This is a genomic window from Rhodococcus sp. IEGM 27, assembly GCF_033142305.1.
In the GTDB taxonomy this organism is placed as follows: domain Bacteria; phylum Actinomycetota; class Actinomycetes; order Mycobacteriales; family Mycobacteriaceae; genus Rhodococcus_F; species Rhodococcus_F oxybenzonivorans.
The window spans coordinates 228,358-255,056 of the sequence record NZ_JAWLSG010000008.1 but is presented as its reverse complement, the minus strand read 5'-3'; the positions used below and the strand labels follow the sequence as shown (position 1 = coordinate 255,056).

16 protein-coding genes and 1 pseudogene (1 of these 17 running past the window's edge) are annotated in these 26,699 nt (G+C 66.1%); 16 read left to right on the top strand and 1 reads right to left on the bottom strand.

All coding sequences use genetic code 11. The features are described 5' to 3' along the window. The 8 genes and pseudogenes from R4P95_RS25720 to R4P95_RS25685 form a co-directional block, all read left to right on the top strand. Positions 1–102 (top strand): annotated as a pseudogene (locus tag R4P95_RS25720) (DUF779 domain-containing protein); the annotation flags it as partial. A 118-nt stretch (positions 103–220) separates the two neighbouring features. Continuing rightward, positions 221–1,675 (top strand): ethanolamine permease, encoded by a 1,455-nt coding sequence (eat, locus tag R4P95_RS25715; protein ID WP_317746950.1) that lies wholly within the window; start codon positions 221–223, stop codon positions 1,673–1,675. Beyond that, complete coding sequence (locus tag R4P95_RS25710; protein WP_317746949.1) at positions 1,672–3,084, top strand: ethanolamine ammonia-lyase subunit EutB; 1,413 nt, start codon at positions 1,672–1,674, stop codon at positions 3,082–3,084. The genes eat and R4P95_RS25710 overlap by 4 nt, the downstream gene beginning before the upstream one ends. Continuing rightward, positions 3,081–3,860 (top strand): ethanolamine ammonia-lyase subunit EutC, encoded by a 780-nt coding sequence (gene eutC, locus R4P95_RS25705; protein ID WP_317746948.1) that lies wholly within the window; start codon positions 3,081–3,083, stop codon positions 3,858–3,860. The genes R4P95_RS25710 and eutC overlap by 4 nt, the downstream gene beginning before the upstream one ends. A gap of 79 nt (positions 3,861–3,939) precedes the next feature. Next, positions 3,940–4,485, top strand: a complete 546-nt coding sequence (locus R4P95_RS25700; RefSeq protein WP_317746947.1) for a hypothetical protein — start codon at positions 3,940–3,942, stop codon at positions 4,483–4,485. Positions 4,486–4,608: 123 nt separating this feature from the next. Beyond that, positions 4,609–5,949, top strand: a complete 1,341-nt coding sequence (locus R4P95_RS25695; RefSeq protein WP_317746946.1) for an MFS transporter — start codon at positions 4,609–4,611, stop codon at positions 5,947–5,949. 99 nt (positions 5,950–6,048) lie between these two features. Then, the gene (locus tag R4P95_RS25690) at positions 6,049–7,686 is read left to right on the top strand and encodes an AMP-binding protein (protein ID WP_317746945.1); all 1,638 of its coding nucleotides are present in this window, start codon (positions 6,049–6,051) and stop codon (positions 7,684–7,686) included. Positions 7,687–7,818: 132 nt separating this feature from the next. Beyond that, on the top strand, positions 7,819–8,088 hold the full coding sequence (locus tag R4P95_RS25685; protein ID WP_159925581.1) for a GlsB/YeaQ/YmgE family stress response membrane protein: 270 nt from the start codon (positions 7,819–7,821) through the stop codon (positions 8,086–8,088). Positions 8,089–8,157: 69 nt separating this feature from the next. On the opposite strand, the gene R4P95_RS25680 is transcribed toward R4P95_RS25685, so the two are convergent. Then, a complete protein-coding gene (locus tag R4P95_RS25680) occupies positions 8,158–8,772 on the bottom strand; it encodes a TetR/AcrR family transcriptional regulator (RefSeq protein WP_213577140.1) in 615 nt (204 codons plus the stop codon). 115 nt (positions 8,773–8,887) lie between these two features. Between R4P95_RS25680 and R4P95_RS25675 the strand changes: the two genes are divergently transcribed. From R4P95_RS25675 to R4P95_RS25640, 8 genes are all read left to right on the top strand, one after another. Further along, on the top strand, positions 8,888–10,477 hold the full coding sequence (locus R4P95_RS25675) for a carboxyl transferase domain-containing protein (protein WP_213577141.1): 1,590 nt from the start codon (positions 8,888–8,890) through the stop codon (positions 10,475–10,477). A gap of 15 nt (positions 10,478–10,492) precedes the next feature. Continuing rightward, positions 10,493–12,493, top strand: coding sequence for an acetyl/propionyl/methylcrotonyl-CoA carboxylase subunit alpha (locus R4P95_RS25670; RefSeq protein WP_317746960.1), 2,001 nt, complete (start codon positions 10,493–10,495; stop codon positions 12,491–12,493). Next, positions 12,490–13,653, top strand: a complete 1,164-nt coding sequence (locus R4P95_RS25665) for an acyl-CoA dehydrogenase family protein (protein WP_109331669.1) — start codon at positions 12,490–12,492, stop codon at positions 13,651–13,653. The genes R4P95_RS25670 and R4P95_RS25665 overlap by 4 nt, the downstream gene beginning before the upstream one ends. Beyond that, the gene (locus tag R4P95_RS25660) at positions 13,650–14,141 is read left to right on the top strand and encodes a MaoC family dehydratase (protein WP_109331659.1); all 492 of its coding nucleotides are present in this window, start codon (positions 13,650–13,652) and stop codon (positions 14,139–14,141) included. The genes R4P95_RS25665 and R4P95_RS25660 overlap by 4 nt, the downstream gene beginning before the upstream one ends. Beyond that, entirely contained in the window at positions 14,138–14,953 is an 816-nt protein-coding gene (locus R4P95_RS25655) for an HpcH/HpaI aldolase/citrate lyase family protein (protein ID WP_213577143.1), read from the top strand. The genes R4P95_RS25660 and R4P95_RS25655 overlap by 4 nt, the downstream gene beginning before the upstream one ends. 112 nt (positions 14,954–15,065) lie before the next feature. Next, positions 15,066–16,220, top strand: coding sequence for an acetyl-CoA C-acetyltransferase (locus R4P95_RS25650; protein WP_317746959.1), 1,155 nt, complete (start codon positions 15,066–15,068; stop codon positions 16,218–16,220). A gap of 47 nt (positions 16,221–16,267) precedes the next feature. Further along, positions 16,268–18,229 carry an acetoacetate--CoA ligase gene (locus R4P95_RS25645; protein ID WP_213577144.1) on the top strand — a complete coding sequence of 654 codons (1,962 nt, stop codon included), beginning with the start codon at positions 16,268–16,270 and terminating at the stop codon, positions 18,227–18,229. A gap of 1,209 nt (positions 18,230–19,438) precedes the next feature. Further along, positions 19,439–26,699, top strand: partial view of a non-ribosomal peptide synthase/polyketide synthase gene (locus R4P95_RS25640; protein ID WP_397517791.1) — the 5' portion only. 26,516 nt of this gene lie beyond the right edge of the window; only the first 7,261 of its 33,777 coding nucleotides appear in the window; it begins with the start codon at positions 19,439–19,441; its stop codon lies beyond the right edge, outside the window.

Sequence of the window (26,699 nt, the reverse complement as noted above, 5' to 3'; positions counted from 1 at the left end):
CGGTGGGAGCAGGGCTGGCGGCCCGCCCCGTCCGCCGAGCCGCAGGTGGTCGCGGAGGCGGTCGACGCCTGCCCCGTGCCCGGCGCCCGCCCGGGCGCGTGACGCGGCTCCGGTTTTTACGTCGTGGACACGCCACGCTGACACGACGTGTACACAGCACGCTTACCGTTCGCCTCGGCACTTGCGCCGCGGCAGCATTCATATCGATGTAGGGGACGGAATGTCACTCGTTGAACCATCCAAGAATTCCGGAACCGGTGACCACCACGATGGTGTGGACTATCACTCCGAGGAAAGCAGTTATCTCGAAAAGCGCACGCTCCGAAAAGGATCGGCAGGGTGGGTGCTTCTCGCCGGCCTCGGAGTCAGCTATGTGATCTCCGGTGACTATGCGGGGTGGAACAACGGGCTCGCCGAGGGTGGATTCGGTGGTCTGCTGATCGCCGGTGTGATCATCGCGGGCATGTACCTGGCGATGGTCCTCGGTATGGCGGAGCTGTCGTCGGCGCTCCCGGCGGCGGGAGGTGGCTACACCTTCGCTCGGCGCGCACTGGGTCCGTGGGGTGGATTCGCCACTGGCACGGCCATTCTCATCGAGTATGCGATTGCGCCCGCCGCGATTGCCACCTTCATCGGCAGCTACGTCGAATCGCTCGAGCTCTTCGGGATCACCGACGGCTGGTGGGTGTACCTCGCCGTGTACGCCATCTTCATCGGCATCCACCTCACGGGTGCGGGCGAGGCTCTCAAGGCCATGTTCGTGATCACCGCGATTGCCCTCGTCGGGCTCGTCATCTTCGTGATCTCGGCGATCGGGCTGTTCGATGCGGGCAATCTGACGGACATCGCTTCCACCGACGCGGTGGGAGCGTCGAGCTTCCTGCCGTTCGGCCTGTTCGGCATCTGGGCTGCGGTACCATTCGCGATCTGGTTCTTCCTTGCGGTAGAGGGTGTTCCGCTGGCCGCGGAAGAAGCGCGTGAGCCGGAAAAGAACGTTCCGCGCGGAATCATCATCAGCATGCTCGTCCTGCTCGTCACGGCGGCGGCTGTGCTGTTCCTCGCCACGGGAGCGATGGGCGCCGAGGGTCTGGCGACTTCGGGCAATCCACTCGTCGAGGCCCTCGGTGACGGAACCGCCGCCAAGGTGGTCAACTACATCGGCCTGGCCGGGCTGGTCGCAAGCTTCTTCTCGATCATGTACGCGTACTCGCGGCAGACCTTCGCGTTGTCGCGTGCCGGGTACCTGCCGAAAAATCTGTCGGTTACTAATTCCCGCAAGGCTCCCACCCTCGCGCTCATCGTCCCGGGCGTCATCGGTTTCGCACTCTCCCTCACCGGTGAAGGTGCCATGTTGCTCAACATGGCGGTGTTCGGCGCAGCCGTCAGCTACGTGCTGATGATGATCAGTCACATCGTGCTCCGCCGCCGCGAACCCGACATGACGCGCCCGTACCGCACCCCGGGCGGAATTGCCACCACCTCCTTCGCGCTCGTGATCGCGGCCGCTGCGGTGATCGCCACGTTCCTCGTCGACCCGGTCGCCGCGCTGTGGACGCTGATCGCCTTTGCCGGGTTCATGGCCTACTTCGGCCTGTACAGCCGCCATCACCTGGTTGCCAATTCCCCCGACGAGGAGTTTGCTGCTCTTGCGGAGGCAGAGGAAGAGCTGGGATGACCATGTACACGCACTCGATAGCCGGTGTCGGATATACGTTCGACGGGCTCGTCGACCTCCTGGCCAAGGCCACCCCGCTTCGCAGCGGGGACGAGCTCGCCGGCTGCGCCGCGTCTTCGGACGCCGAACGTGCGGCGGCGCAGTGGGCCCTCGCCGAGGTTTCCCTCACCACTTTCCTCGACGAACTGGTCGTGCCCTATGAGGACGACGAGGTGAGCCGGCTCATCATCGACTCGCACGATCGGGTGGCCTTCGGGGAGATCTCCCATCTCACGGTCGGCGGATTCCGGGACTGGCTGCTCGAGGTGGCAGCGGGCAAGGATGCGGCCGAGATCCTTCGGCGAGTCGGCCCGGGACTGACTCCGGAGATGGTGGCCGCGGTCAGCAAGATCATGCGGAACCAGGATCTCATCGCTGTGGCCCGGGCCGTGCACGTCACCGCTGGGTTCCGAACCACGCTCGGCCGGCCCGGCACGCTGGGCACCCGGCTGCAACCCAACCATCCCACCGACGACCCGCGCGGGATCGCGGCCGCAACACTCGACGGTCTGCTCCTCGGATGCGGAGACGCGGTGATCGGTATCAATCCGGCGACGGATTCCCCGCACGCCACCTCGGAGCTCCTTCATCTGCTGGACGACATCCGTCAGCGATTCGACATCCCCGCGCAGTCGTGCGTCCTGTCTCACGTCACCACCACCATGGGACTGATCGAATCAGGCGTTCCCGTCGACCTCGTGTTTCAGTCCATCGCCGGAACCCAGGGCGCCAACTCGAGTTTCGGTGTGGATATCGCGCTTCTGCGGCAAGCCAACGAAGCGGGCCGCTCGCTGCGGCGCGGCACCGTCGGCGACAACGTCATGTACCTCGAGACCGGGCAGGGCTCGGCGCTCAGTGCGGGCGCGCACCTCGGTACGGGCGGCCGGGCCGTCGACCAGCAGACCCTCGAGGCCCGGGCGTATGCCGTGGCGCGCGACCTCGAGCCGCTTCTCGTCAACACCGTGGTCGGGTTCATCGGACCGGAATATCTGTACGACGGAAAACAGATCATCAGGGCCGGGCTCGAGGACCACTTCTGCGGAAAATTGCTGGGACTGCCCATGGGCGTCGACGTCTGCTACACCAACCACGCCGAGGCCGATCAGGACGACATGGACACGCTGCTCACCCTGCTCGGTGTCGCGGGCGCAGCGTTCGTCATCGCGGTGCCCGGTGCGGACGACGTGATGCTCGGCTACCAGAGCCTGTCGTTCCATGACGCCCTCTACGCTCGTCAGGTCCTCGGGCTCCGGCCTGCACCCGAGTTCGAGGACTGGTTGCGCCGTCTCGGAATGGTCGACGGCGACGGCAGGATTCTGCCGGTGGATGCGGCGGCCTCACCGCTGCGGGCGCTGACGGTGGCATCGTGAACCACAGTGCGCACGAACCTGCAGCGCAGGACTTCTGGACCGAACTGCGCGCCACGACGCAGGCCCGCATCGGGCTGGGCCGGGCCGGTGATGCGCTGCCCACTCGGCGGGTGCTCGAGTTCCGCTCGGCGCACGCCGCGGCGCGCGATGCGGTGCACCAGCCGCTCGACACGGCAGCGCTGGCGGACCAGGTCGAGACGGTCGGTCTGGGACGGCCGGTAGTCGTCGCCAGTCAGGCGAGCGACCGTGGCGAGTACCTGAGACGACCGGACCTCGGCAGGTCCCCCGCCGACCTGTCCTCGATTCCGAGGGGTACCGCCGAGGTCGGATTCGTGCTCGCCGACGGTCTCTCACCCCGAGCGCTGGCCGATCACGGGGTTCCACTCCTGTCGGCTCTGGTCGCGCAGCTCGGTGGCACCTACGCTCTTGCACCGCCCGTCATCGCCACTCAGGCCCGGGTGGCGCTCGGTGATCACATCGCCGAGGCGATGGGCGTGCAGACGCTCGTACTGCTCATCGGGGAACGGCCCGGCTTGTCGGTGGCCGACAGTGTGGGCGTCTACTTGACCCACCTTCCCCGGCCCGGACGCACCGACGCAGACCGGAACTGTGTATCCAACATCCATCCCCCCGGAGGGCTCGGGTACGAGGTCGCGGCGCGCGTCGTGGCGTCGCTCGTCGGCGGTGCCAGGAAGCTCGGCAGATCCGGTGTGGATTTGAAGGACACCTCCCGCGCGGATGCGCTGGCAGCCCCCTCGGAGATCCTCGAACTGTAGTCGTGTTACCTAGAGGGTCGGCAGGTCCGCCCGGGCCTGCCCGTAACAACCCTGCACGGGTATGACGAGGAGAAGACCTATGGCCTTCGCTGGCAATGTGGACGAGTTGGCCCTACTGCAGGCTGTGCGTCTGAAAGAGCAGGTCAGTGCCGATGTGCTCGCCGAACACCTGGGAGTGGCCGCGGCGTCCGCGCAGGCCGCCTACGACGCCCTGCTGAGTCAGGGCAAGGCGGAGGAAGTAACGAGTGGCCGGATCGCCCTGACCGAGGCGGGACTGGCCGAACTCGAGGACCAACTCGACGCCGAGCGGGTGTCCATCGACGAGGATTCCATCGCGGAGGTGTACGAGAGCTTCGTGCCGTTCCACGAGGAGTTCGTCGCACTGATCGACACCGCGGACGCCGATCAGCTTGCCGACCTCGATCGCCGCGCCTCCGTGGTGTTCGACGACCTGTCGGCGTTCGTCCCTCGGTTGTCTCGCTACCAGGACCTGTTCGCGGAGGCACTCGCGAAAGTCGCTGCTGGAGATAAGAAGTGGATAGCCGAGCCGGTCATCGACTCCTATGCGACGGTGTGGACGGAACTGCGCAGGGAGCTGCTGGGAGCTGCGGGTACGCCGGTCTGAAGCCCTCCCAGGCAGGCGGAAGTCACCACCCCCCATTCGGGGGTGGTGACGACGTGAGCCAGGTCACTACCTTTCCTCTTGTCCCGGAAGTCGGGACATCCACACGGACCACGGAGGAATCGAGTGAGCACAGTCTCCACATCGAGTGCGGGAGTGCCCCACACTCCCGCGCCGGTGCACAAGGGCGGCACCAGCGTTCGGAAGGTGGCCGTCGCCAGTGGCATCGGGACGACGATCGAGTTCTACGACTTCTTCATCTACGGAACCGCTGCGGCGCTGGTTTTCCCCAAGGTGTTCTTCCCAGCCCTGGGCTCCACCGCCGGAACCGTGGCGTCGTTCGCGACGTTCGCGGTGGCCTTCGTCGCCAGACCGGTAGGAGCCATGCTCTTCGGTCACTACGGGGACAGAATCGGTCGTAAGAAGACCCTCGTTTCCACCTTGATCCTGATGGGCGTCTCCACGTTCCTGATCGGACTGCTTCCCGGTGCCGCCACAATCGGTGTCGCGGCCCCGATTCTCTTGGTGCTCTTGCGATTCGGTCAGGGATTCGCGGTCGGCGGTGAATGGGCAGGCGCAACACTGCTCACCGCCGAGTACGCCCCACCGGGCAAACGCGGACTCTATGCGATGTTCCCCCAGCTGGGCCCTGCCGTCGCGTTCATCCTCTCGAGTGCCACCTTCCTCGTCACCGGCGCCGTCTTCGGTGACACGAACTCCACCTTCCTCGACTACGGCTGGCGGATACCGTTCCTCTTCAGCGCCGTCCTGGTCGGTATCGGTCTCTACATGCGCCTCGCGATCGAGGAGACACCGGTGTTCCGCGCCGTGCAGGAGGCCGACCGGGCCGATGTTGCACCCCGGACGCTCCCGCTCATGGATGCGTGGCGCTACCAGACCAAGGAAATCCTTCTCTCCGCCGGTGCCCTCGCCACGCTCTTCGCCTTCTTCTACATGGGCACAGCCTTTCTCACCAGCTACGGCACCGCGACGCTCGGATTCAGTCGTCCCTTCGTTCTGACCGTCGGCATCGTCTCGGCGGTGGTCTTCGGGCTCACCATCATCGTGTCCGCGCTGTACTCGGACCGGATCGGTCGCCGCCGGGTCATCATGATCTCCTGTGCGCTGGCCGTGGTGTGGGCGCTGGCACTGTTCCCGCTGCTCGACACCGGTTCACCCGTCGCCTTCGCGGTCGGTGTGATGGTGACGCTCGCGATCTTCGGAGTCGCGTACGGCCCCTGCGGGGCGCTGCTCCCCGAAATGTTCCAAACCCGCTACCGGTACACCGGGGCAGGCCTCGGCTACAACCTTGCGGGTGTGCTCGGCGGCGCAGTACCGCCCCTGATCGCAGCACCGCTCGCGTCGGCATACGGAAGTGCAGCGATCGGCGTCATGCTCGCCGGGCTGGCCGTGGTGAGCCTGGTGTGCACGAAGGCGCTCGTCGAGACGAAGGACGAAGCTCTCTGACCGGGCGTCACGTCGACCGGGAGTAAATTCGAGAACGGAACGGCCTCGTGTGCCTGCCCGTCCCGTAGGTGTCCGCCGCGACGCCTGGAGAGGAAAGCTATGACAACGCCACTTCCCAGCTACACGTCCGGGCTCGGCGACGCCCCGATGTTGGGGGACACCATCGGAGACAACTTCGATCGAACTGTGGCCGCGCACGGTCGTCGCGACGCCCTGGTCGATGTTCACTCGGGTCGCCGGTGGACGTACACCGAACTGGCGCAGGACGTGAACACGCTCGCGGCGGCCCTGCTCACCCGTGGCATCGTCAAAGGTGACCGGGTGGGCATCTGGGCGCCGAATTGCCCGGAGTGGACGCTCATCCAGTACGCCACAGCGAAGATCGGTGCGGTCCTGGTCAACATCAACCCCGCCTACCGGGCGCACGAATTGAAGTACGTGCTGGGACAGGCAGGCATCCGCCTCCTGGTGTCTGCTCCTGAGTTCAAGACGTCCGATTACGGCGCCATGATCGAGGAAGTGCGCCCGGAGTGCCCCGATCTCGACATGGTCGTTCTCCTCGGCAGTCCCGAGTGGAGCGCGCTGATGACGGACGGGGCGGCGGTCCTCGCCGACGACCCGTCGCGGCTCGAGGCAGCGCAGGCCGGGTTGTCGTCGGACGACCCGATCAATATCCAATACACCTCGGGAACAACCGGTTTCCCCAAGGGGGCCACCCTCAGTCATCACAACATCCTGAACAACGGATTCTTCGTCGGCGAACTGTGTCATTACACCGAGAACGACCGGGTGTGCATTCCCGTGCCGTTCTACCACTGCTTCGGCATGGTGATGGGCAATCTCGCCTGCACCAGTCACGGCGCCGCCATGGTGATTCCCGGGCCTTCCTTCGACCCGAGGGCCACCTTGCGAGCCGTCGAGGCAGAGAAATGCACGTCGCTGTACGGGGTGCCGACGATGTTCATCGCCGAACTCGCCGACCCGGACTTCGACCGGTTCGACCTGTCCACCCTGCGCACCGGCATCATGGCGGGATCACCGTGCCCGGTAGAAGTGATGAAGCAGGTGATCGAGCAGATGGGAATGGTCGAGGTGTCCATCTGCTACGGCATGACCGAGACGTCACCGGTGTCGCTGCAGACCCGCTCCGACGACACCATCGACCAGCGGGTGTCGACCGTCGGCCGGGTCGGACCCCATCTCGAGGTCAAGATCATCAACCCTGCAACAGGATTGACTGTTCCCCGCGGCGAGCCGGGTGAACTCTGCACCCGCGGATACTCGGTGATGCTCGGGTACTGGAACAACCCGGAAAAGACGGCCGAGGCCATCGACACGGCGCGGTGGATGCACACAGGTGACATCGGCGTGATGGATGCCGACGGGTACGTGGCGATCACGGGCCGGATCAAGGACATGGTGATCAGGGGCGGGGAGAACGTCTATCCCCGCGAGATCGAGGAGTTCCTCTACACCCACCCCGACATTCTCGACGCCCAGGTCATCGGTGTTCCCGACGCCAAGTACGGCGAGGAACTGATGGCGTGGATCCGCATGCGGGACGGTGCGCAGCCGCTCGACGAAGCCGCGGTCCGGGCATTCTGCACCGGCAAGCTCGCCCACTACAAGATCCCCAGATATGTGCACATCGTCGACGAATTTCCCATGACGGTGACCGGCAAGGTGCGCAAGGTGGAGATGCGTGAACAGTCGATGGCGTTGATCGGCGGGTCATGAGCCTCTTCGTGTCCCGGAGATGAACCATTCGGCAACGATTTGTCCAACCACGGTTGAACCGCGGCCACGCTGGCTAATCTGCGAAGGAGCGGTGGCCTTCCGCTCGCACTCGCGTGTGGAGAGGAGAGGGTAATGGTTGGAGACATCATCGGCACCATCATCTTCGGTGCGGTCATCGGCGTGCTCGCGCGTCTGGTCATCCCAGGGAAGCAGGCGATGGGGTGGCTCATCACCATCGTCCTCGGCATTGCAGGCGCCCTCATCGGATATTGGGTGTGGGGCGCGATCAGCGACAAGGGTGATACCGGCGGAATCGACTGGATACGGTGGATTATCAGTATCGCTGCGGCAGCTGTGCTGACCTTGGCGTACACGTCCATGACCAGTAAGCGGAGAGTGTAGATACCCGGCTGTGCACGGGCCCCGTCCAATCCAGGGCGGGGCCCTTGCCGTGCGCCTCGGTCCCCTAAATCACGGACGCAGGCAGGTGAGTGCCATCTCGCGCAGAACCTTCCGAGTGCGCGCCGGAGTCGCGGGATCGGCGCTGTGCGGTGTGGAGTTGATCAACCCGAACGTTGCATGGGCCTTGGTACGGGCATCCGTTTCGTCGAGCGACGGGTCCACCCGGAGCAGCACCTGCACCCACAGTTCGACGTAGCGTCGCTGCTTCTGCCGGACCTCACGCCGTGCCTCGGCGGGAAGGCTTTCGAGGTCGCGGTCCTGAATGCGAATCAGTTCGGATTCGCCGAGTGCGAAGTCGAGGTGGAAGTCGATGAGGCCGTCGAGTGCCGCCTCGGGGGAGGATGCCTCCGCCGCGACGAGGGAACCGCCCTCGAGGAGTCGCGTACTGATGCCGACGAGTAGTTCGACCAATACGGCGTCTTTGTTGGGGAAGTGGCGGTAGACGGCGGGACCGCTGATCCCGGCGGCGGATCCGAGGTCTTCGAGCCGGACGCCGAGAAATCCCCGTTCGGCGATGAGGCGAGCGGCGGCGTCGAGAAGTTGCCGGCGGCGATCCGCCTTCATCTGTTCGCGACGCGTGATCGGTGCTGCCGGCGCTCCGGTTTCGTCGACGTGTGTGGTCATCGCCTCGCTCCTTTCGGGTTGCGGTCTGGACAACTCAGTTAATCACAGTTATCTTGAATTCAGTTATCGAGTATTAACTCACTCGGCACGGGCGTCAAGACGAGAAGGCGGCAGGATGGCACTGGGCGGAACCACCACGAGAGAGGGCTACCGGGTAGAGCACACCAAGTTGGTGGACGAGCTGCGGTCGAGGCTGGCCGTTGCGGCTCTGGGCGGTAGTGAGAAGTCGCGGGAGCGGCACGTGAGCCGGGGCAAGTTGCTCCCGCGCGATCGAGTCGACACCCTGCTCGACCCGGGGAGTCCGTTCCTCGAGATCGCCCCGCTCGCGGCCAACGGGTTGTACGACGACGAATGCCCCGGAGCGGGCGTGATCGCGGGTATCGGCCGGGTGTCCGGCCGTGAATGTGTGATCGTGGCCAACGACGCCACGGTCAAGGGCGGCACGTACTACCCGATGACGGTGAAGAAGCACCTGCGGGCGCAGGAGATCGCACTGCAGAATCAGCTGCCGTGCATTTATCTCGTCGACTCGGGTGGTGCGTTCCTGCCCCGGCAGGACGAAGTATTTCCCGATCGCGAGCATTTCGGCCGGATCTTCTACAACCAGGCGACGATGAGCGCGCAGGGCATCCCGCAGATCGCGGCGGTCCTCGGCTCCTGCACCGCGGGCGGCGCTTATGTGCCGGCGATGAGCGACGAGGCGGTCATCGTCCGGAACCAGGGCACGATCTTCCTGGGCGGTCCGCCGTTGGTGAAGGCCGCGACCGGTGAGGTCGTCACGGCGGAGGAACTCGGCGGCGGAGATCTGCACTCGAAGGTCTCCGGTGTCACCGATCACCTCGCCGAGGACGATCAGGACGCGCTGCGGATTGTGCGCAATATCGTCGCCACGCTCGGCCCGCGCGCCGAGCGTCCGTGGGACGTGATCGGCGCCGTCCCCGCGTCGGCGCCGCAGACCGAGTTGTACGACGTGGTCCCGACCGACCCGCGCACCCCGTACGACGTTCACGAGGTCATCGACCGCATTGTCGACGGCGGAACCTTCCAGGAGTTCAAGGCGGAGTACGGCAAGACGCTGGTCACCGGTTTCGCGCACATCGAGGGCCACCCGGTCGGCATCGTCGCGAACAACGGGGTGTTGTTCGCCGAGTCGGCGATGAAGGGCGCGCATTTCATCGAACTGTGCGACAAACGGCGGATTCCGTTGCTGTTCCTGCAGAACATCGCGGGTTTCATGGTCGGGCGCGACTACGAGGCGGGCGGTATCGCGAAGCACGGCGCGAAGATGGTGACCGCGGTGGCGTGCGCCCGGGTTCCCAAGCTGACTGTCGTGATCGGCGGTTCCTACGGGGCGGGCAACTACTCGATGTGCGGGCGGGCGTACTCGCCGCGGTTCCTGTGGATGTGGCCGAACGCGCGGATTTCGGTGATGGGCGGGGAGCAGGCGGCGTCGGTGCTCTCGACGGTGCGCAGTGAGCAGTTGGACAGTGCGGGCAACCCGTGGTCGGCGGAGGACGAGGAGGCGTTCAAGGCGCCGATCCGCGAGCAGTACGAGGCGCAGGGCAATCCGTACTACTCGACCGCCCGCCTGTGGGACGACGGCATCATCGATCCCGCCGATACCAGAACTGTTCTCGGGCTGGCTCTTTCGGTGTGCGCGAATGCACCGCTCGAGCCGGTCTCCTACGGCGTTTTCCGGATGTGAACGGACATGACTGACATGACACGGATAGATACCGTCCTCGTCGCCAACCGCGGTGAGATCGCCGTGCGGGTAATCCGCACCCTGAGGACCATGGGAATCCGCTCGGTCGCGGTATACAGCGAAGCCGATCGGGACGCGCGGCATGTCCGCGAGGCCGACACCGCGGTCCTGCTCGGCCCGGCCGCGGCCCGGGAAAGCTACTTGGTGATCGAGAAGGTGATCGCGGCAGCCCAGGCCACGGGATCGCAGGCGATCCATCCCGGTTACGGGTTCCTGTCGGAGAACGCGAAGTTCGCCGGTGCCTGCGCAGACGCCGGCATCGCGTTCCTCGGTCCCTCCGCTCACGCCATCGAGGTGATGGGCGACAAGATCACCGCCAAGAACGCCGTCGCGGAGTTCGACGTGCCCGTCGTACCGGGCATCGCCCGGCCCGGCCTGTCCGACGACGAACTGATCGCGGCCGCAGGCGAGATCGGCTACCCGGTCCTGGTCAAGCCGTCGGCGGGCGGCGGCGGCAAGGGGATGCGCCTGGTCGAGGAGCCGGGCGCGTTGGCCGACGCCTTGCTCAGTGCACGCCGCGAGGCGGCGTCCGCGTTCGGTGACGACACCCTGTTCCTCGAGCGATTCGTGTTGCGGCCCCGGCACATCGAGGTGCAGATCCTGGCCGACCGGCATGGCAACGTGGTGCATCTCGGTGAGCGTGAGTGCAGTTTGCAGCGTCGCCACCAGAAGGTCATCGAGGAAGCGCCCTCGCCCCTGCTCGACGAGCAGACCCGGGCCCGGATCGGCGAGGCCGCGTGCAACACGGCGCGCAGCGTCGACTACTCCGGAGCGGGAACGGTCGAATTCATCGTCTCCGCCGACAAGCCGGACGAGTTCTTCTTCATGGAGATGAACACCCGGCTTCAGGTCGAACACCCGGTCACCGAGCTCGTGACGGGCCTGGACCTGGTCGAGTGGCAGGTACGGGTGGCCGCCGGGGAACCGCTCGGCTTCACCCAGGGCGAGATCACCCTCACCGGACATGCCATCGAAGCCCGCGTGTATGCCGAGGATCCCAGCCGGGGCTTCTTGCCGACCGGTGGTCTCGTCGCCGACGTCGTCGAACCGGACGGCCCGGGCATCCGCGTCGACTCGGGTCTTCGCGCGGGCACAGTGGTGGGCAGCGACTACGACCCCATGCTGGCGAAGGTGATCGCGCACGCCGACGACCGCGCCGGTGCGTTGCGGAAGCTGGACCGGGCGCTGGCAGGCACCGGTGTGCTCGGTGTGGTGACCAACATCGAGTTCGCGCGCTTCCTGCTCGCCGATCCCGACGTGGTGGCGGGCAACCTCGACACCGGTCTGCTCGACCGCCGGCTCGAGGACTTCGTCGCCGCGGAGGCCACCGACGCCGCCCTCATCGCCGCGGCCGCTTTCCGCTGGTTGCAGCGCTGGCCGGAGCGTTCACAGGCCGATCCGTGGGACGTTCCCAACGGCTGGCGGGTCGGGGTTCCCGCGCCCACCAGTATTCGGCTGGCATCGCCGACGCGTACCGACCACGTGCGCATCACGGGCAATCCGGCCGACGCCACCGCGCAGGTCGAGGACGGCGACACCCTGTCCCTGACGGCGGCCCTCGAGGGAACCACCCTGTCCGTGGTGATCGACGGCAGACGTGAAACCTACCGGGTCGCCCAGACCGACGGGCACATCTGGCTCGCCGGATCCGAGGGCACGACGATGCTCCGGGAAGTCGAGGAACTCAGCGTCCGTACAGGTGACGTACATGCCGGCGAGGCCGAGATCACCAGCCCCATGCCCGGATCCGTCATCGCCGTCGGCGCCGACACGGGCGCCCACGTCACCGCCGGCCAGAGCCTCGTCGTCGTCGAGGCGATGAAGATGGAGCACTCGCTCACCGCACCCGTCGACGGCGTCGTCGACATCCTCGTCGCACCCGGAGACCAGGTGATGGTCGACCAACTGCTCGCACGAGTCACCCCGCACACCGACACGAAAGAGAACGAGTCATGACCGAATATCTCGCCACCGGCCAGCTTCCCGACGAATACCAGCAGCTGGCCAAGACCGTCGCCGATTTCGCGAAGAACGTGGTGGCACCGGTCGCGGCAGAGCACGACGCCAACCACACCTTCCCGTACGAGGTGGTGTCGGGCATGGCCGACATGGGTCTGTTCGGCCTCCCGTTCCCCGAGGAATACGGCGGAATGGGCGGCGACTACTTCGCGTTGTGCCTCGCCCTCGAGGAGCTGGGCAAGGTGGACCAGAGCGTTGCCATCACCCTCGAGGCCGGCGTGTCCCTCGGCGCGATGCCGATCTACCGCTTCGGCAACGAAGCGCAGAAGCAGGAGTGGCTGCCGCAGCTGACGAGCGGAAAGAGCCTCGCTGCTTTCGGTCTCACCGAACCGGGCGCCGGAAGCGACGCGGGTGGCACCAAGACCACCGCCAAGTTCGACAGCGGTGAGTGGATCATCAACGGCAACAAGCAGTTCATCACCAACTCGGGCACCGACATCACCCGGCTCGTCACCGTCACCGCGGTGACCGGCGTGAAGGACGGAGGCAAGAAGGAGATTTCTACGATCCTCGTCCCCACCTCCACCCCCGGTTTCACCGCCGAACCTGCATACAACAAGGTGGGCTGGAACGCCTCCGACACCCACCCCCTCACGTTCTCGGACGTTCGCGTCCCCGAGGAGAACCTGCTCGGCGAGCGGGGTCGCGGATACGCGAACTTCCTCCGCATCCTCGACGAGGGCCGCATCGCTATCGCCGCACTGAGTGTCGGTGCGGCGCAGGGGTGTGTCGACGAGTCGGTCAAGTACGCGAAGGAGCGTGAGGCATTCGGGCGACCCATCGGGCACAACCAGGCCATCGCGTTCAAGATCGCGCGCATGGAGGCACGCGCCCACACCGCCCGCACCGCCTACTACGACGCCGCCGCACTGATGTTGTCGGGCAAGCCGTTCAAGAAACAGGCCGCGATCGCCAAGCTCGTTGCGTCCGAGGCCGCCATGGACAACGCGCGGGACGCCACTCAGATCCACGGTGGCTACGGCTTCATGAACGAGTACGTGGTGGCACGGCATTACCGAGACAGCAAGATTCTCGAGATCGGCGAGGGCACCACCGAGGTGCAGTTGATGCTCATCGCGCGGGAGGCCGGACTGTGAGCGCAGCAGGAGCCGAGGAGCCGAACCGGATCGTCCAGCGTGGGCTGTGGTTCGAGGAGTTCGAACTCGGAGCGGTCTACGAGCATCGCCCCGGCCGCACCGTCACCGAGGCCGACAACGTCCTCTTCACCACCCAGACGATGAACACCCAGGCCCTGCACCTCGATGCCGCTTACAGCGAGGGCACCCAGTTCGGTGAGCGCCTCGTCAACTCGATGTTCACCCTCTCGACGCTGGTCGGGTTGTCGGTGGCGCAACTCACGCAGGGGACCATCGTCGCGAATCTGGGATTCTCGGAGATCAGTTTCCCGAAACCGCTGTTCCACGGCGACACGCTGTACGCGGAGACACGCATCGCCGACAAGCGGGAGTCGAAGAGCCGACCGGGGGAGGGCATCGTCACGCTCGAGCACACCGGGCGCAACCAGAACGGCGACGTGGTGGCGATCGCCGTGCGCAAGACCCTCGTCCAGAAGAAGCCGTCGTGAGCTGGGCACTGCCCGGACCGGCCTGGCTGTTCTGCCCGGCCGACCGCCCGGAGCGTTACGCGAAGGCGGCGGCGGCAGCCGACGTCGTGATCCTCGACCTCGAGGACGGGGTGGCGCCCGCAGACAAGGAAGCGGCGCGGGTCGCCCTGATCGACACCCCGCTCGATCCGGAGCGAACAGTGGTCCGTGTCAACCCAGTCGGCACCGACGACCACGAACTCGACCTCCTCGCCCTCGACGGCACTCGCTATACCCGACTGATGCTGGCCAAATGTGAGACCGCCGATCAGGTGTTGTCGCTGGCGCCACGCGAGGTGATCGCCCTCGTCGAGTCGCCGCTCGGGGCGCTCGCCGTCGGCGAGATCGCGCTGGCGGCGAGCACCATCGGGGTCATGTGGGGTGCCGAAGATCTGGTGGCCGCGATGGGCGGCAACTCCAGCCGCCGCGAGGACGGCACGTACCGCGATGTGGCCCGGCAGGTACGGTCGTCCACGTTGCTGGCGGCGAAGGGCTTCCATCGCCTCGCCCTGGATTCCGTCTACCTGGACATCAAGGACCTCGAGGGTCTTCGCGCCGAGGCGCACGACGCCGTAGCGGTCGGGTTCGATGTCAAGGTCGCCATCCATCCCAGCCAGGTCGCGGTGATCCGCGAGGCGTATGCACCCTCCGACGACGACGTCGACTGGGCCACGAGAGTTCTGGCCGCCGTCGACGAGCAACGTGGAGTTTTCGCCTTCGAGGGCAAGATGGTGGACGCACCCGTCCTGCGTCACGCAGAGGCGATCCTGAGGAGATCCGGCACGACCCCGTGAATACTCTTCAGCCGCGGATGGTTGACGAGTACACACGGTTACAACACAGGAATGGAGAACTGCAGTGCCTGAAAGAACTACGTCGGTGATTGTTGCCGGGGCCCGTACGCCGATGGGTCGGTTGATGGGTTCGTTGAAGGATTTCTCGGGTTCGGATCTGGGTGGGATCGCGATCAAGGGTGCGCTGGAGAAGGCGGGGGTGGCGCCGGATCAGGTTGAGTACGTGATCATGGGTCAGGTCCTGACGGCGGGGGCGGGACAGATGCCGGCGCGGCAGGCGGCGGTCGCGGCGGGGATTCCGATGGATGTGCCGGCGTTGACGGTGAACAAGGTGTGTTTGTCGGGGATCGATGCGATTGCTTTGGCGGATCAGTTGATCCGGGCGGGGGAGTTCGAGGTGGTCGTTGCCGGTGGGCAGGAGTCGATGTCGCGGGCGCCGCATCTGCTGGAGAAGTCGCGGGAGGGGTTCAAGTACGGCGATGTGACGATGCGTGATCACATGGCGTTCGACGGGTTGCACGACATTTTCACCGATCAGGCCATGGGAAGTCTGACGGAGTCGCAGAACACGGAACCCGGTCGGCAGACCAGCCGCGAGGAGCAGGATGCGTTCGCGGCGGCGTCGCACCAGAACGCGGCCCGGGCCTGGAAGGACGGGTTGTTCGACGACGAAGTGGTGCCGGTGTCCATTCCCCAGCGTAGGGGTGAACCGATCGTGTTCGGCCAGGACGAGGGAGTGCGTGCCGATACGACGGTGGAGACGCTGGGACGGTTGCGTCCGGCCTTCGCGAAGGACGGAACGATCACGGCCGGGTCCGCGTCACCGATTTCCGACGGTGCGGCGGCAGTGGTCGTGATGAGCAAGGCCAAGGCCGAGGAGCTCGGTCTCGAGTGGCTGGCCGAGATCGGGTCACACGGGGTGGTCGCCGGACCCGACTCGACGTTGCAGTCGCAGCCGGCCCGGGCGATCGCGAAGGCGTGCGCGAAGGAGGGCATCGACCCGAAGGATCTCGATCTCGTCGAGATCAACGAGGCCTTCGCGGCTGTCGGGATCGTCTCGACCCGTGAGCTGGGGCTGGATCCGGCGAAGGTCAACGTCAATGGCGGCGCGATCGCTGTGGGGCATCCGCTGGGCATGTCCGGGGCGCGGATCACCCTGCATCTGGCCCTCGAGCTGCAACGCCGCGGCGGCGGTGTGGGTGTGGCGGCGCTGTGCGGCGGCGGTGGTCAGGGTGACGCCCTGATCGTGCGCGTTCCCACCAGCTAGGTACCAAAAGAACGCGGAGCACTCCGGCTGTCGGGGAAGATGGAACCATGACAGCCGATCCGCAGTGGGTACCGACCGAGGCTGATCTGCGCAACGCGGTGATCACCGACTTCGGTGCTTTCATTGCACGGCGCCACAACGTTCCGGTAGACGACTACCGGGCGTTGTGGCGTTGGTCGGTGGCTGATCCCGACGCGTTCTGGCAAGCCGTGTGGGACTACTTCGACATCCGCTCTGCGACCGATCCGGGTCAGGCCTTGGCCGAGTCCTCCATGCCGGGAGCCGTGTGGTTTCCCGGCGCCACTCTCAATTACGTCGATCAGGTCTTCCGCAATGCCCGCTCCGACAGGCCCGCCATCCGGTACGTCGGTGAGGATGGGGCCGACGTCGCTGTCGGTTGGGACGAGTTGCGCTCGCAGGTCGCGGCGCTCGCGGCCACACTGCGGGATCACGGCGTCGGTGTCGGCGATCGCGTCGTCGGATACCTACCCAACGTTCCCGAGGCAGTGATCGCGTTCCTTGCGACCGTTTCGGTGGGGGCGCTCTGGGCCGCGTGCGGGCAGGACTATTCCGCGCCGGCTGCCCTCGATCGGCTCGGACAGCTCGACCCGAAGGCGCTGATCACCGCGGACGGGTATCGGTTCGGCGGGAAGGAACACGACCGCGTCGATGCCGTACGCCACCTGCAGGCCGGGCTGCCCTCTCTGGCCCTGACCGTCATCGTGCCCCATCTTCGACGGGAACCGGAGGTCGGCGACGCCACCACGTGGGCTGAGGCCACGGGCCGGGAGGCCGCACTCGAACCGGTGGCCGTCCCGTTCGACCACCCCCTGTGGGTGGTGTTCTCTTCGGGAACCACCGGACTTCCGAAGGGAATCGTGCACGGCCACGGCGGAGTGCTTCTCGAACACCTCAAGTCGCTCGCGCTTCATCTCGACGTCGGCCGAGACGACATCCTCTTCTGGTACACCAGTCCCAGTTGGATGATGTGGAACTTCCAAACCGCGGGCCTGCTCGTGGGGGCCACGATCGTGTGTTACGACGGGAGCCCCGGGTGGCCCACGACGGATGCGTTGTGGGCGTTGACCTCACGTCTCGGTGTGACGGTGGTGGGGACGAGTCCCGGGTACGTACTCGCCTGCGACAAGGCCGGGGTGGTGCCCGCCCGCGACCACGACCTGACTGCGCTCCGCGCGGTCGGCAGCACCGGGTCCACGTTGCCTGCCGCGTCGTCATTGTGGTTGGCGCACAACGTCGGTCGGAACATTCCCGTCATGTCGATCACCGGTGGGACCGACGTGGTCTCGGCCTTCATCGGTGGTGCGCGGACTGTTCCGGTCTGGCCCGGTGAATTGTCGGCTCCCTGTCTGGGTGTCGCCGTCGACGCCTTCGACGAGTCGGGCAAGCCCGTGCGCGGCGAGGTCGGTGAACTGGTGGTCACGGCCCCGATGCCGTCGATGCCGGTGTCGTTCTGGAACGACCCGGACGGGAAGCGCTACCACGACGCCTACTTCGGCGTGTTTCCCGGTGTGTGGCGGCACGGTGACTGGATCACGATCACCGAACGCGGGACCGTGCTGATGCACGGAAGGTCCGATTCCACACTCAATCGCAACGGGATCCGTATGGGGAGCGCGGACATCTACCAGGTGGTGGAGAAGCTGCCCGAGGTCGCAGAAGCACTGGTGGTCGGGGTGGACCTGCCGGACGGCGGATATTGGATGCCGCTCTTCGTGGTCCTCGTCGACGGGGTGGAGCTCGACGACGCGTTGCAAGACCGAATTCGGGGTGCGATCCGTGAGCAGGCCTCGCCCCGGCATGTGCCGGACGACATCATCCTCGCGCCCGGCATTCCTCACACTCGCACCGGCAAGAAGCTCGAGGTGCCACTCAAGAAAATCTTCCAAGGCGCGGACGCGGCTCGTTCAGTCGACCGCAGCGCCGTCGATGATCCAGCACTGCTCGACTGGTTCGCCCGGCATGGCCGCACGGCGGCTCAGGGCGGCTGACCAGGTAAGGCTTGCTTTTGTTACTGAACGGTAACAAGAGGCGGTTCGGGCGTGGTGCGTGGCGTGGGGTGTGAGATATCTCCCTATCGGTGCAGCGACCGCCCGCGCCAGGATGCGACAAATAGGACGCCAAGCGCGCTGCATCCCGTCTCATCGCCAGCCAACTGTGATCACCGCCGCGGGCGATACGGTGGCACATCCCGCGCCCGGGTGGCTTTACTGACCGCGCCCATGCAGGTCAGGACGAATTCCGCCCTGAAGTTCAGTTTCGAGCGCGTAGGATGTCGCTGCCGGAGACGTGTGCGCGTCACCTTTGAGCGGGTCTCGATTTCATTCCCGCCTCGCCTTCGCCGCGAGTGTTCCGCTTTGAGACCTGCGCGGGGCTTTGGTAGACACGATGGTTGGTAAACAAGCGGTGGTGGTGCGACGTCCGCCCCCGCGGCCGATCAGCCGGTCGGTTGGTACCGCGCGAAGTGGAATTGTTCGAGAAGGGGGCGATGAATGTGGACGCGACATTTGTCCATCCGGCGGAATTCCGACCCGCGGTACGTTTTTCGCCTCGCATGTGTACGCGACGCCCGGAATGTGGTTCTCGCTGTTGAACATGTGCGCGTCGCCGATCCGAATTTCGACTGATTCTGGAAGTATCGACGGTCGGGAACGTCACAGCTCGGCAGGTAACAGTGGTGGGTATGTGACCGATGTATACCCCGGCGTTATTTCGACACAGGACGAACCGAGATGGTCACCGAGTGAGAGGAGGGTGCAGGCATGAGTGTGGCGAAAGATCGGACGTCCATTTCCGCCGTAGACTCGTCTGTCGACTCCGAGGGTGACGAGCACCGATTGGGTGGCCGCTTGTTGGATCGATGAAGGAACGGAGCCAGGAATGAACCCGCTCACCGCGAATGATCCGGGATGCCAGAGCGCCCCAGGGCGCACTGCATCGATCTCCACTGTGGTGGAACTCGTCGATCAGCCCAAGGTGGGCCGTCCCGTTCCCGATTCGCGAGTGGCCTCGGACCGAGGCACGTGCATGTAGTGGCGTTCAGAGCTACCAATCACCAGTCACACAGGCGGCGGCAAGCCACGCGTTCGAGAACGGAGTAACCCTTGGGGTCGGGACATGCAGCGGGTAGTAACGGTGCTCCCATCGGAGCCTTTCCGCTGTCAGCTGCGCAGCGAGGGATCTGGTTCGCGCAACATGCGATGGGCGACATTCCCCTCACCATCGCTCAGTACATCGAACTCCGCGGAGACATCGACCTCGACCTTCTGACCGAAGCCACCATCCGTTCCGGCCGGGAATTCGGCTCGGGCTTCCTCCGCCTCGTCGAGATCGACGGTGTGCCGCACCAGTACGTCGACAAGACGCTGGATGACGCCATCACGTATGTCGACCTCCGCGGCGAGGACGACTCCGTCGACGCTGCCCAGAAGTGGATGCGCGCCAATTACAGCGCCCCCGTCGACCTTCTCGAAGACCGTCTGGTCGTGGTCTACCTTCTGCACGTCGGTGAGAATCACTACTTCTGGTTCTGCCGCATTCACCACATCGCGCTCGACGGGTTCGGGGCGATGGCGCTCATCGCCCGGATTGCAGAGATCTACACGGCGCTGGTCGAGTCCACCGAGCCGCCTGCACCGCGCGCGGAAGACCTCGTCCGGATCGTCGAAGACGAGCAGCGTTACCGCAGCTCCGAACGGTTCGCGAAAGACAGGGAATACTGGGCCGAACGCACCGCGCACCTGCCGGAAGCGCCGAGCCTCGCCGGTCGCGCCGCGAAGGTGGGCAAGTTCGCGCGGCTCTCCTCCGAGGCGCTGCCCGAATCGACCGCTACCTTGCTGGACGAGGCACTGGACGGGACGAACGCAAGCTCCGCTCCCGTCGTGGTGGCCGCATTCGCCGCCTACCTCGCCCACATGACCGACCGCACGGACGTCGTGCTCAGTCTCCCCGTCTCGGCACGCACCACCGCCACGTTGCGCCGCTCCGGCGGAATGGTGTCGAACATCGTGCCGCTCCGCCTTCAGATCACTCCGGAGATGACGGTTCCGGAGCTGGTCAAGAGTGTGCAGATCGAGCTGACGGGCGCTCTGCGCCGTCAGCGTTATCGGCACGAGGACATCCGCCGCGACGCCGGCGCGCCCCAGGGGCAGCGTGGTTTCTTCGGCCCGTCCATCAACATCATGATGTTCCACAGCGAGATCAAGCTGGGCACCGTCACCGGACATCAGAATGTGCTCACGACGGGCCCGGTCGAAGATCTTTCCCTGAATATCTACCAGGGCGTCGCGGGCCACAAGATCCACATCGACTTCGAGGCGAACCCCAATCTGTATTCCGCGGACGAGTTGAACCGGCACCACAGCCGATTCTTCGACTTCTTCGAGCGGTTCCTCGGGGCCGGCGACGACGCGCCCGTGTCGGATCTGGCCCCGATGAGTTCCGAGGAACGTGAGCAGGTGGTGTCGGGCTGGAACGGTGAGGTCGTCACACCGCCGGCCGGAACGATCGTCGACCTCTTCGACGCCCAGGTCGCCCGAACCCCCGACGCGACGGCGCTGGTGTTCGAGGGGCAGGAGTGGACGTATCGGGAGTTCGACGCGCGCGTCAACCGTCTGGCCCGGCTGCTGATCGGGCGTGGAGTGGGACCGGAGACGAAGGTTGCCCTCGCGATCCGCCGCTCCCTCGACTCGATGGTGGCGATGTACGCGGTGATCAAGGCGGGTGCTGCCTACGTCCCGCTCGACCCTGATCATCCAGCCGAGCGCACCGCCTACGTCCTCGACAGCGCCCGACCGCAGTGCATCCTGACGGCGACCCGGGACCGGTTGGCGCTTCCGCCCGGCCACGACGTGGTCGAGATCGACGCACTCGACCTCGAGAGCATCGATGCCGGCCCGATCCGCGATGCCGAGCGATTGGCGGACCTTCGGCCCGCCAATCCCGCCTACGTCATCTACACCTCCGGGTCCACCGGACGTCCGAAGGGCGTGGCGGTCGGCCACGGGTCCGTGCTGAACCAGGTCGCCTGGATCGCCGAGCGCTACCAACTCGACGCGAACGATGTCGTGCTGCAGAAAACCCCCACGACCTTCGACGTCTCGGTGTGGGAGCTGTTCGCACCACTCGTCTCGGGCTCACGCGTCGTGATCGCGGCGCCCGAGGGACACCGCGATCCGGCATACCTCGCCGATCTGATCGCCCGCGAGAAGGTCACGGCCACCTCGTTCGTTCCGTCGATGCTCTCGGTGTTCACCTCCGAGGCCGGCCGGGACCAACTGGCCTCTCTTCGGCTGGTTCTCGTTGCAGGAGAAGCTTTTCCGCCGTCAGTGGCGGCTGCGTTCCGGGCACGATCCGACGCGGCGCTGCACAACTTGTACGGCCCCACCGAATTCGCCGTGCACGCCACCGCAGGAGAAGTCGACCGCGAGGCCGTCCACACGGTATCCATCGGAACTCCCGTGTGGAATACCGAGGCGTACGTGCTCGACGGTCACCTGCGACCCACGCCCGTCGGATCCGCAGGAGAGCTCTATCTGGCGGGGGCGCAAACCGCTCGCGGATACGAGGGCAGGCCCGACCTCACGGCAGAACGCTTCGTAGCCAACCCCTTCGGGGTTTCCGGGTCCCGGCTGTACCGTACCGGTGACCTGGTCAGGTGGCGGGTGGACGGCAGTATCGAGTACCTCGGCCGCACCGACTTCCAGGTCAAGGTTCGGGGCCTGCGGATCGAGCTGGGCGAGATCGAGGCCGCGATGTCCTCGTATCCCCATGTCGCGCAATCGGTTGCGGTGGTGCACGACAGCTCCCTCGGGCAGCGGCTGGTCGGGTATGTCGTCCCCGAATCCGGCTCGGACGTGGATGCCGCAGCGCTGATCGATCACGTCGGCCGCGCCGTACCGTCCTACATGGTTCCCGATTCCGTCATGGTGATCGCCGAGATGCCGGTCGGCGCGAGTGGAAAACTCGACCGAAAGGCACTGCCCGAACCTGTCTTCGCGGCGGAAGCCAGTGAATACATCGCTCCCCGCAGTGCCATGGAGGAGTCGATCGCAGGCCTCTTCGCCGAGGTTCTGGGCGTTCCGCGCGTCAGCGTCGGCGACTCGTTCTTCGCGCTCGGCGGCGACAGCATCGTCTCGATCCAGCTGGTGTCCCGGGCCAAGGAAGCAGGCGTCCTCTTCACGGCCCGCGACGTCTTCGAGCGCAAGACCGTGGCCTCTCTCGCTGAGGTGGCCACCTCAGCCTCCGATTCCGCAACGGTCCACGTTCTCGAGGAACTGCCGGGTGCCGGTATCGGCACGATGCCGCTGACCCCGGTGGTGCACTGGATGACGGAACTGGGCGGCGACTTCCACAGCTTCTCCCAGTCCATTCTCCTCACGCTCCCGCCGAAGGTCGAGAGGCAGAGGCTTCTTCGCACCCTGTCGGCGGTCGTCGATCGCCACGACGCTCTTCGTTCCGTGTTGCGGCGCAACGACGCTGCGGATAGTTGGACTCTGCAGATCTCGCCGATCGGCTCCGTCGACGTCGACGAGCTCGTCGACCGGGTCGAGTTCACGGAGGGACCGGGCAGCGACTCGTTCGAGGCGCTGGCGGCACACGCCCTCGAACGAACCGTCGACACCCTGGATCCCACCGCAGGCCGCGTGGTGCGGTTCGTCTGGTTCGCGCCCGCGGAGTTCGCAGCGGGCGGCGACGCCCCCGAGGGGACCGAAGCCGCGAGCGCCGAAGGCGAGGGCGAGGGCGCGGAGCCGCAGTCCGGTCGGCTGCTCGTCGTCATCCATCACCTCGCGGTGGACGGTGTGTCGTGGCGAGTGCTGGTGCCCGACTTCGCGGCCGCCTGGTCGCAGATTTCGGCAGGGGCCGATCCGCTGCTCCCGGCGGTGGGCACGTCTGTGCGCCGCTGGGCGCACGGACTGTCCGACAACGCCAAAAGTGCACGGCGAGTTGCGGAACTGGACTTCTGGCGCAACACGCTCGACGGCTCCGATCCGTTGATCGGCTCGCGGGCTCTCGACGGCCGCGACGTGGTCTCCACCACCGGTCGGGTTCGGCTCGAGGTCTCCGCCGACGTCACCGACGGTCTGCTGACCCACGTGCCGCGTGCATTCCACGGTGGTGTCAACGACGGGCTGCTCACGGCGCTCGCACTGGCAGTTGCTGCGTGGCGTGCGGAGCGCGGAATCTCCGAGTCGTCGACTCTGGTGCACCTCGAGGGTCACGGCCGTGAGGAAACGGTCCTGCCGGGAGCAGATCTGTCCCGCACAGTGGGCTGGTTCACCAGCATGTATCCCGTTCGCCTGGCGGCACCAGTGGATGATCTGGGGGACGCGCTCGCCGGTGGGAAGGCCGCGGGCACGGCGCTCAAGACCGTCAAGGAGCAGCTGGCGCAGGTGCCCGAGCACGGTATCGGCTTCGGCCTGCTGCGCTACCTGAACGCCGAGACGAGGTCGGTACTCGCCGATCTGCCCAGCCCGCAGATCAGCTTCAACTACCTCGGTCGCGTGTCGGTGGGCGACATCCCGGCGGCCCTGCGTGCGGCGGGCTGGATGCCCGACACCGACACCATGGAACTCACCGGCACCCGCAACAGCGAGATGCCGGTGCACTTCGCGCTCGACATCAATGCGATGATCGTCGATGTCGAAGGGGAGCAACGGCTTTCCGCCACAGTCGATTTTCCGGAGGGTGTGCTCACCACCGCCGAGGTGGAGGAGTTCACCGGGCTGTGGAAACGCGCGCTCGAGGCTCTCGTCGAGCACGCTCGGCGGCCGGACGCCGGCGGACGGACTCCCTCCGATCTCGATCTCGTACCACTGGACCAGCCCCGGATCGATGCGCTCGAGAGCAGCTATCCTGCGCTCGCCGACGTGTGGTCACTCGCTCCTCTGCAGGTGGGCCTGCTGTTCCACGCAGCGTTGGCGAGTAGCACCACCGACGTCTACACCACCCAGCTCGTCATGGACCTCGGTGGAACGGTCGACGTCGATCGCCTGCGCCGGGCCGCGGAAGCCCTCGTCGCACGGCACCCCAATCTGCGCACCGCCTTCGTCCTGGACGAGGACGGCACCGGTATGCAGGTCGTCGTCGACCATGTGGACGTCCCGTGGATGCACGTCGATCTGCGATCGCTGCCGGAGGCAGACCGCGAAGCTCGAGTCGACGCGCTGATGCTCGCGAACCGGACGGACCGGTTCGACATGACGGCGCCGCCTCTCGTGCGTTTCCTGCTCGTGGAGACCGCGCCGGATCGGTACCGCTTCGCCGTCACCAACCATCACATCCTGCTCGACGGCTGGTCGTTGCCGGTCCTCATCCAGGACCTGCTGACCTTGTACGCAGTGGACGGTGAGGCTCTGGCGCTGCCACAGCCGCGCCCGTACCGGAACTACCTCGAGTGGCTCGCCACCCAGGATCCGCAGCAGTCCGTGGCCGCGTGGGCACAGGCACTGGCCGGCGTCGAAGAACCCACCCTTCTCGCGCCGGCGCACGAGGACACCGCTGCGACGCTCACCCCGGGCGAACTCGTCGTGGACCTGCCCGACGAGCTGCTCGCGGCGATGACCGAACGCTCGCGTGAGCTCGGGGTCACCATGAACACCCTGGTCCAGGCGGCCTGGGGCATCGTGCTGGGTAGGCTGACCGGCCGGGACGACGTGCTGTTCGGCACCACCGTTTCCGGCCGCCCACCGCAGGTTCCCGGAATCGAATCGATGCTGGGCCTTTTCATCAACACCCTTCCCGTGCGGGTGCGGGTGCGCCCCGGCGACTCCGTGCGAACCCTGCTCGACCGGATCCAGCACGAGCAGACCGAGCTCCTCGACCACCACCACATCGGACTGACCGATATTCAGCAGGGCCTGGGTCTGAGCGCGCTGTTCGACACGTTGATGGTCTACGAGTCCTACCCACTCGACCGTGAGGCACTCACGCAGAGCAGTGACATCGAAGGGCTCCGCGTTCTCGACGTGACGTCCAACGACGCCACCCACTACCCGCTCGCCATCGTCGCGATGACGGACCCGCGCCTTCATCTGACCGCGAAGTTCCTGCCCGAGGTCTTCGAATCCGCCCAGGTGCGGGAGATCATGGCGCGGGTGGTCCGTGTTCTCGAGGCGGTGTCCGGCGACGTCGACACACTGGTCGCGCGCATCGACATCCTCGAGGACACCGAACGTGCGTCGCTCCTCGCGGTGTCCGGCACCGAGGACGCCGAACAGCTTCTGTTGCCCGACATCCTGTCCGCGTCGGTGGCACTCGATCCCGAGCATCTCGCAGTCATCGCCGACGGCGCGACGCTGACGTACGCCGAACTCGACGAGCGGTCGAACCGGCTCGCGCGCGTCCTGATCGGGCGCGGTGTCGGTCCCGAAACTGCTGTGGCGCTAGGTATGACGCGTTCTCTGTACTCCGTGGTCGCCACCTGGGCGGTCGCGAAGACGGGGGCAGCGTTCGTGCCCGTCGATCCGCGCTATCCGGCCGAGCGGGTCGAGCACATGATCGCCGACTCCGGATCGATGCTGGGCCTGACCGTCGCGGCGCAGCGCGAGGGACTTCCCCAAAACCTCGACTGGCTGGTCCTCGACTCCGCCGAGTGCGATGCACTCTCCTCGCGGGAATCATCGGCACCGCTGGCAGATTCGGAGCGTACCGCGCCGCTGCGGGCCCTCCATGTTGCCTACGTGATCTACACCTCCGGCACCACCGGTCTGCCCAAGGGTGTCACCGTGACCCATTCAGGGCTGGCCAACTTCTCCGCAGAACAGCGCACCCATTACGGGGTCACCCCGGAAGCACGCACGCTGCACTTCGCGTCTCCGAGTTTCGACGCGTCCGTCCTCGAACTCCTGCTCGCCTTCGGGTGCGGGGCCACGATGGTGGTGGCGCCGGCAGACCTGTACGGCGGTGAAGAACTCCGCAGCTTCCTGGCTGAACACGAGGTGACGCACGCGTTCGTCACGCCGGCAGCATTGGCGTCGGTCGAACCGTCGGGGCTGGACCGACTCGGTGTCGTGGTGGTGGGCGGAGAGGCCTGCCCCCCGGAACTGGTGGAGCGCTGGGCTCCCGGCCGCCGGATGTACAACGGTTACGGTCCGACCGAGGCCACCGTGATGAGCAACGTCAGTAACGTACTCGAGCCCGGCAAGCGGATCGAGATCGGTGGGCCGGTCTGCGGCGTCACGGTGTACGTCCTCGACGGGCAGTTGCGTCCCGTCCCGGTCGGTGTGGACGGCGAGCTGTACATCGCCGGACCTGGGCTCGCTCGCGGCTACCACGACCGCTTCAGCCTCACGGCCGAGCGATTCGTCGCGAACCCGTTCGGCGAGAACGGCTCTCGGATGTACCGAACCGGTGATGTGGTCCGGTTCGTCGTCGACCCCGAACATCGCGCCGGGTACGGCGTCGAGTACGTGGGCCGCAGTGACTTCCAGGTGAAGGTCCGCGGATTCCGGATCGAACTCG

Excerpts from the sequence above, each read along its gene's own strand:
- eat (WP_317746950.1), top strand. The coding sequence starts at position 221 with ATGTCACTCGTTGAACCATCCAAGAATTCCGGAACCGGTGACCACCAC.
- R4P95_RS25710 (WP_317746949.1), top strand. The coding sequence starts at position 1,672 with ATGACCATGTACACGCACTCGATAGCCGGTGTCGGATATACGTTCGAC.
- R4P95_RS25700 (WP_317746947.1), top strand. The coding sequence starts at position 3,940 with ATGGCCTTCGCTGGCAATGTGGACGAGTTGGCCCTACTGCAGGCTGTG.
- R4P95_RS25690 (WP_317746945.1), top strand. The coding sequence starts at position 6,049 with ATGACAACGCCACTTCCCAGCTACACGTCCGGGCTCGGCGACGCCCCG.
- R4P95_RS25685 (WP_159925581.1), top strand. The coding sequence starts at position 7,819 with ATGGTTGGAGACATCATCGGCACCATCATCTTCGGTGCGGTCATCGGC.
- R4P95_RS25680 (WP_213577140.1), bottom strand. The coding sequence starts at position 8,772 with ATGACCACACACGTCGACGAAACCGGAGCGCCGGCAGCACCGATCACG.
- R4P95_RS25675 (WP_213577141.1), top strand. The coding sequence starts at position 8,888 with ATGGCACTGGGCGGAACCACCACGAGAGAGGGCTACCGGGTAGAGCAC.
- R4P95_RS25670 (WP_317746960.1), top strand. The coding sequence starts at position 10,493 with ATGACACGGATAGATACCGTCCTCGTCGCCAACCGCGGTGAGATCGCC.
- R4P95_RS25665 (WP_109331669.1), top strand. The coding sequence starts at position 12,490 with ATGACCGAATATCTCGCCACCGGCCAGCTTCCCGACGAATACCAGCAG.
- R4P95_RS25650 (WP_317746959.1), top strand. The coding sequence starts at position 15,066 with ATGGGTCGGTTGATGGGTTCGTTGAAGGATTTCTCGGGTTCGGATCTG.
- R4P95_RS25645 (WP_213577144.1), top strand. The coding sequence starts at position 16,268 with ATGACAGCCGATCCGCAGTGGGTACCGACCGAGGCTGATCTGCGCAAC.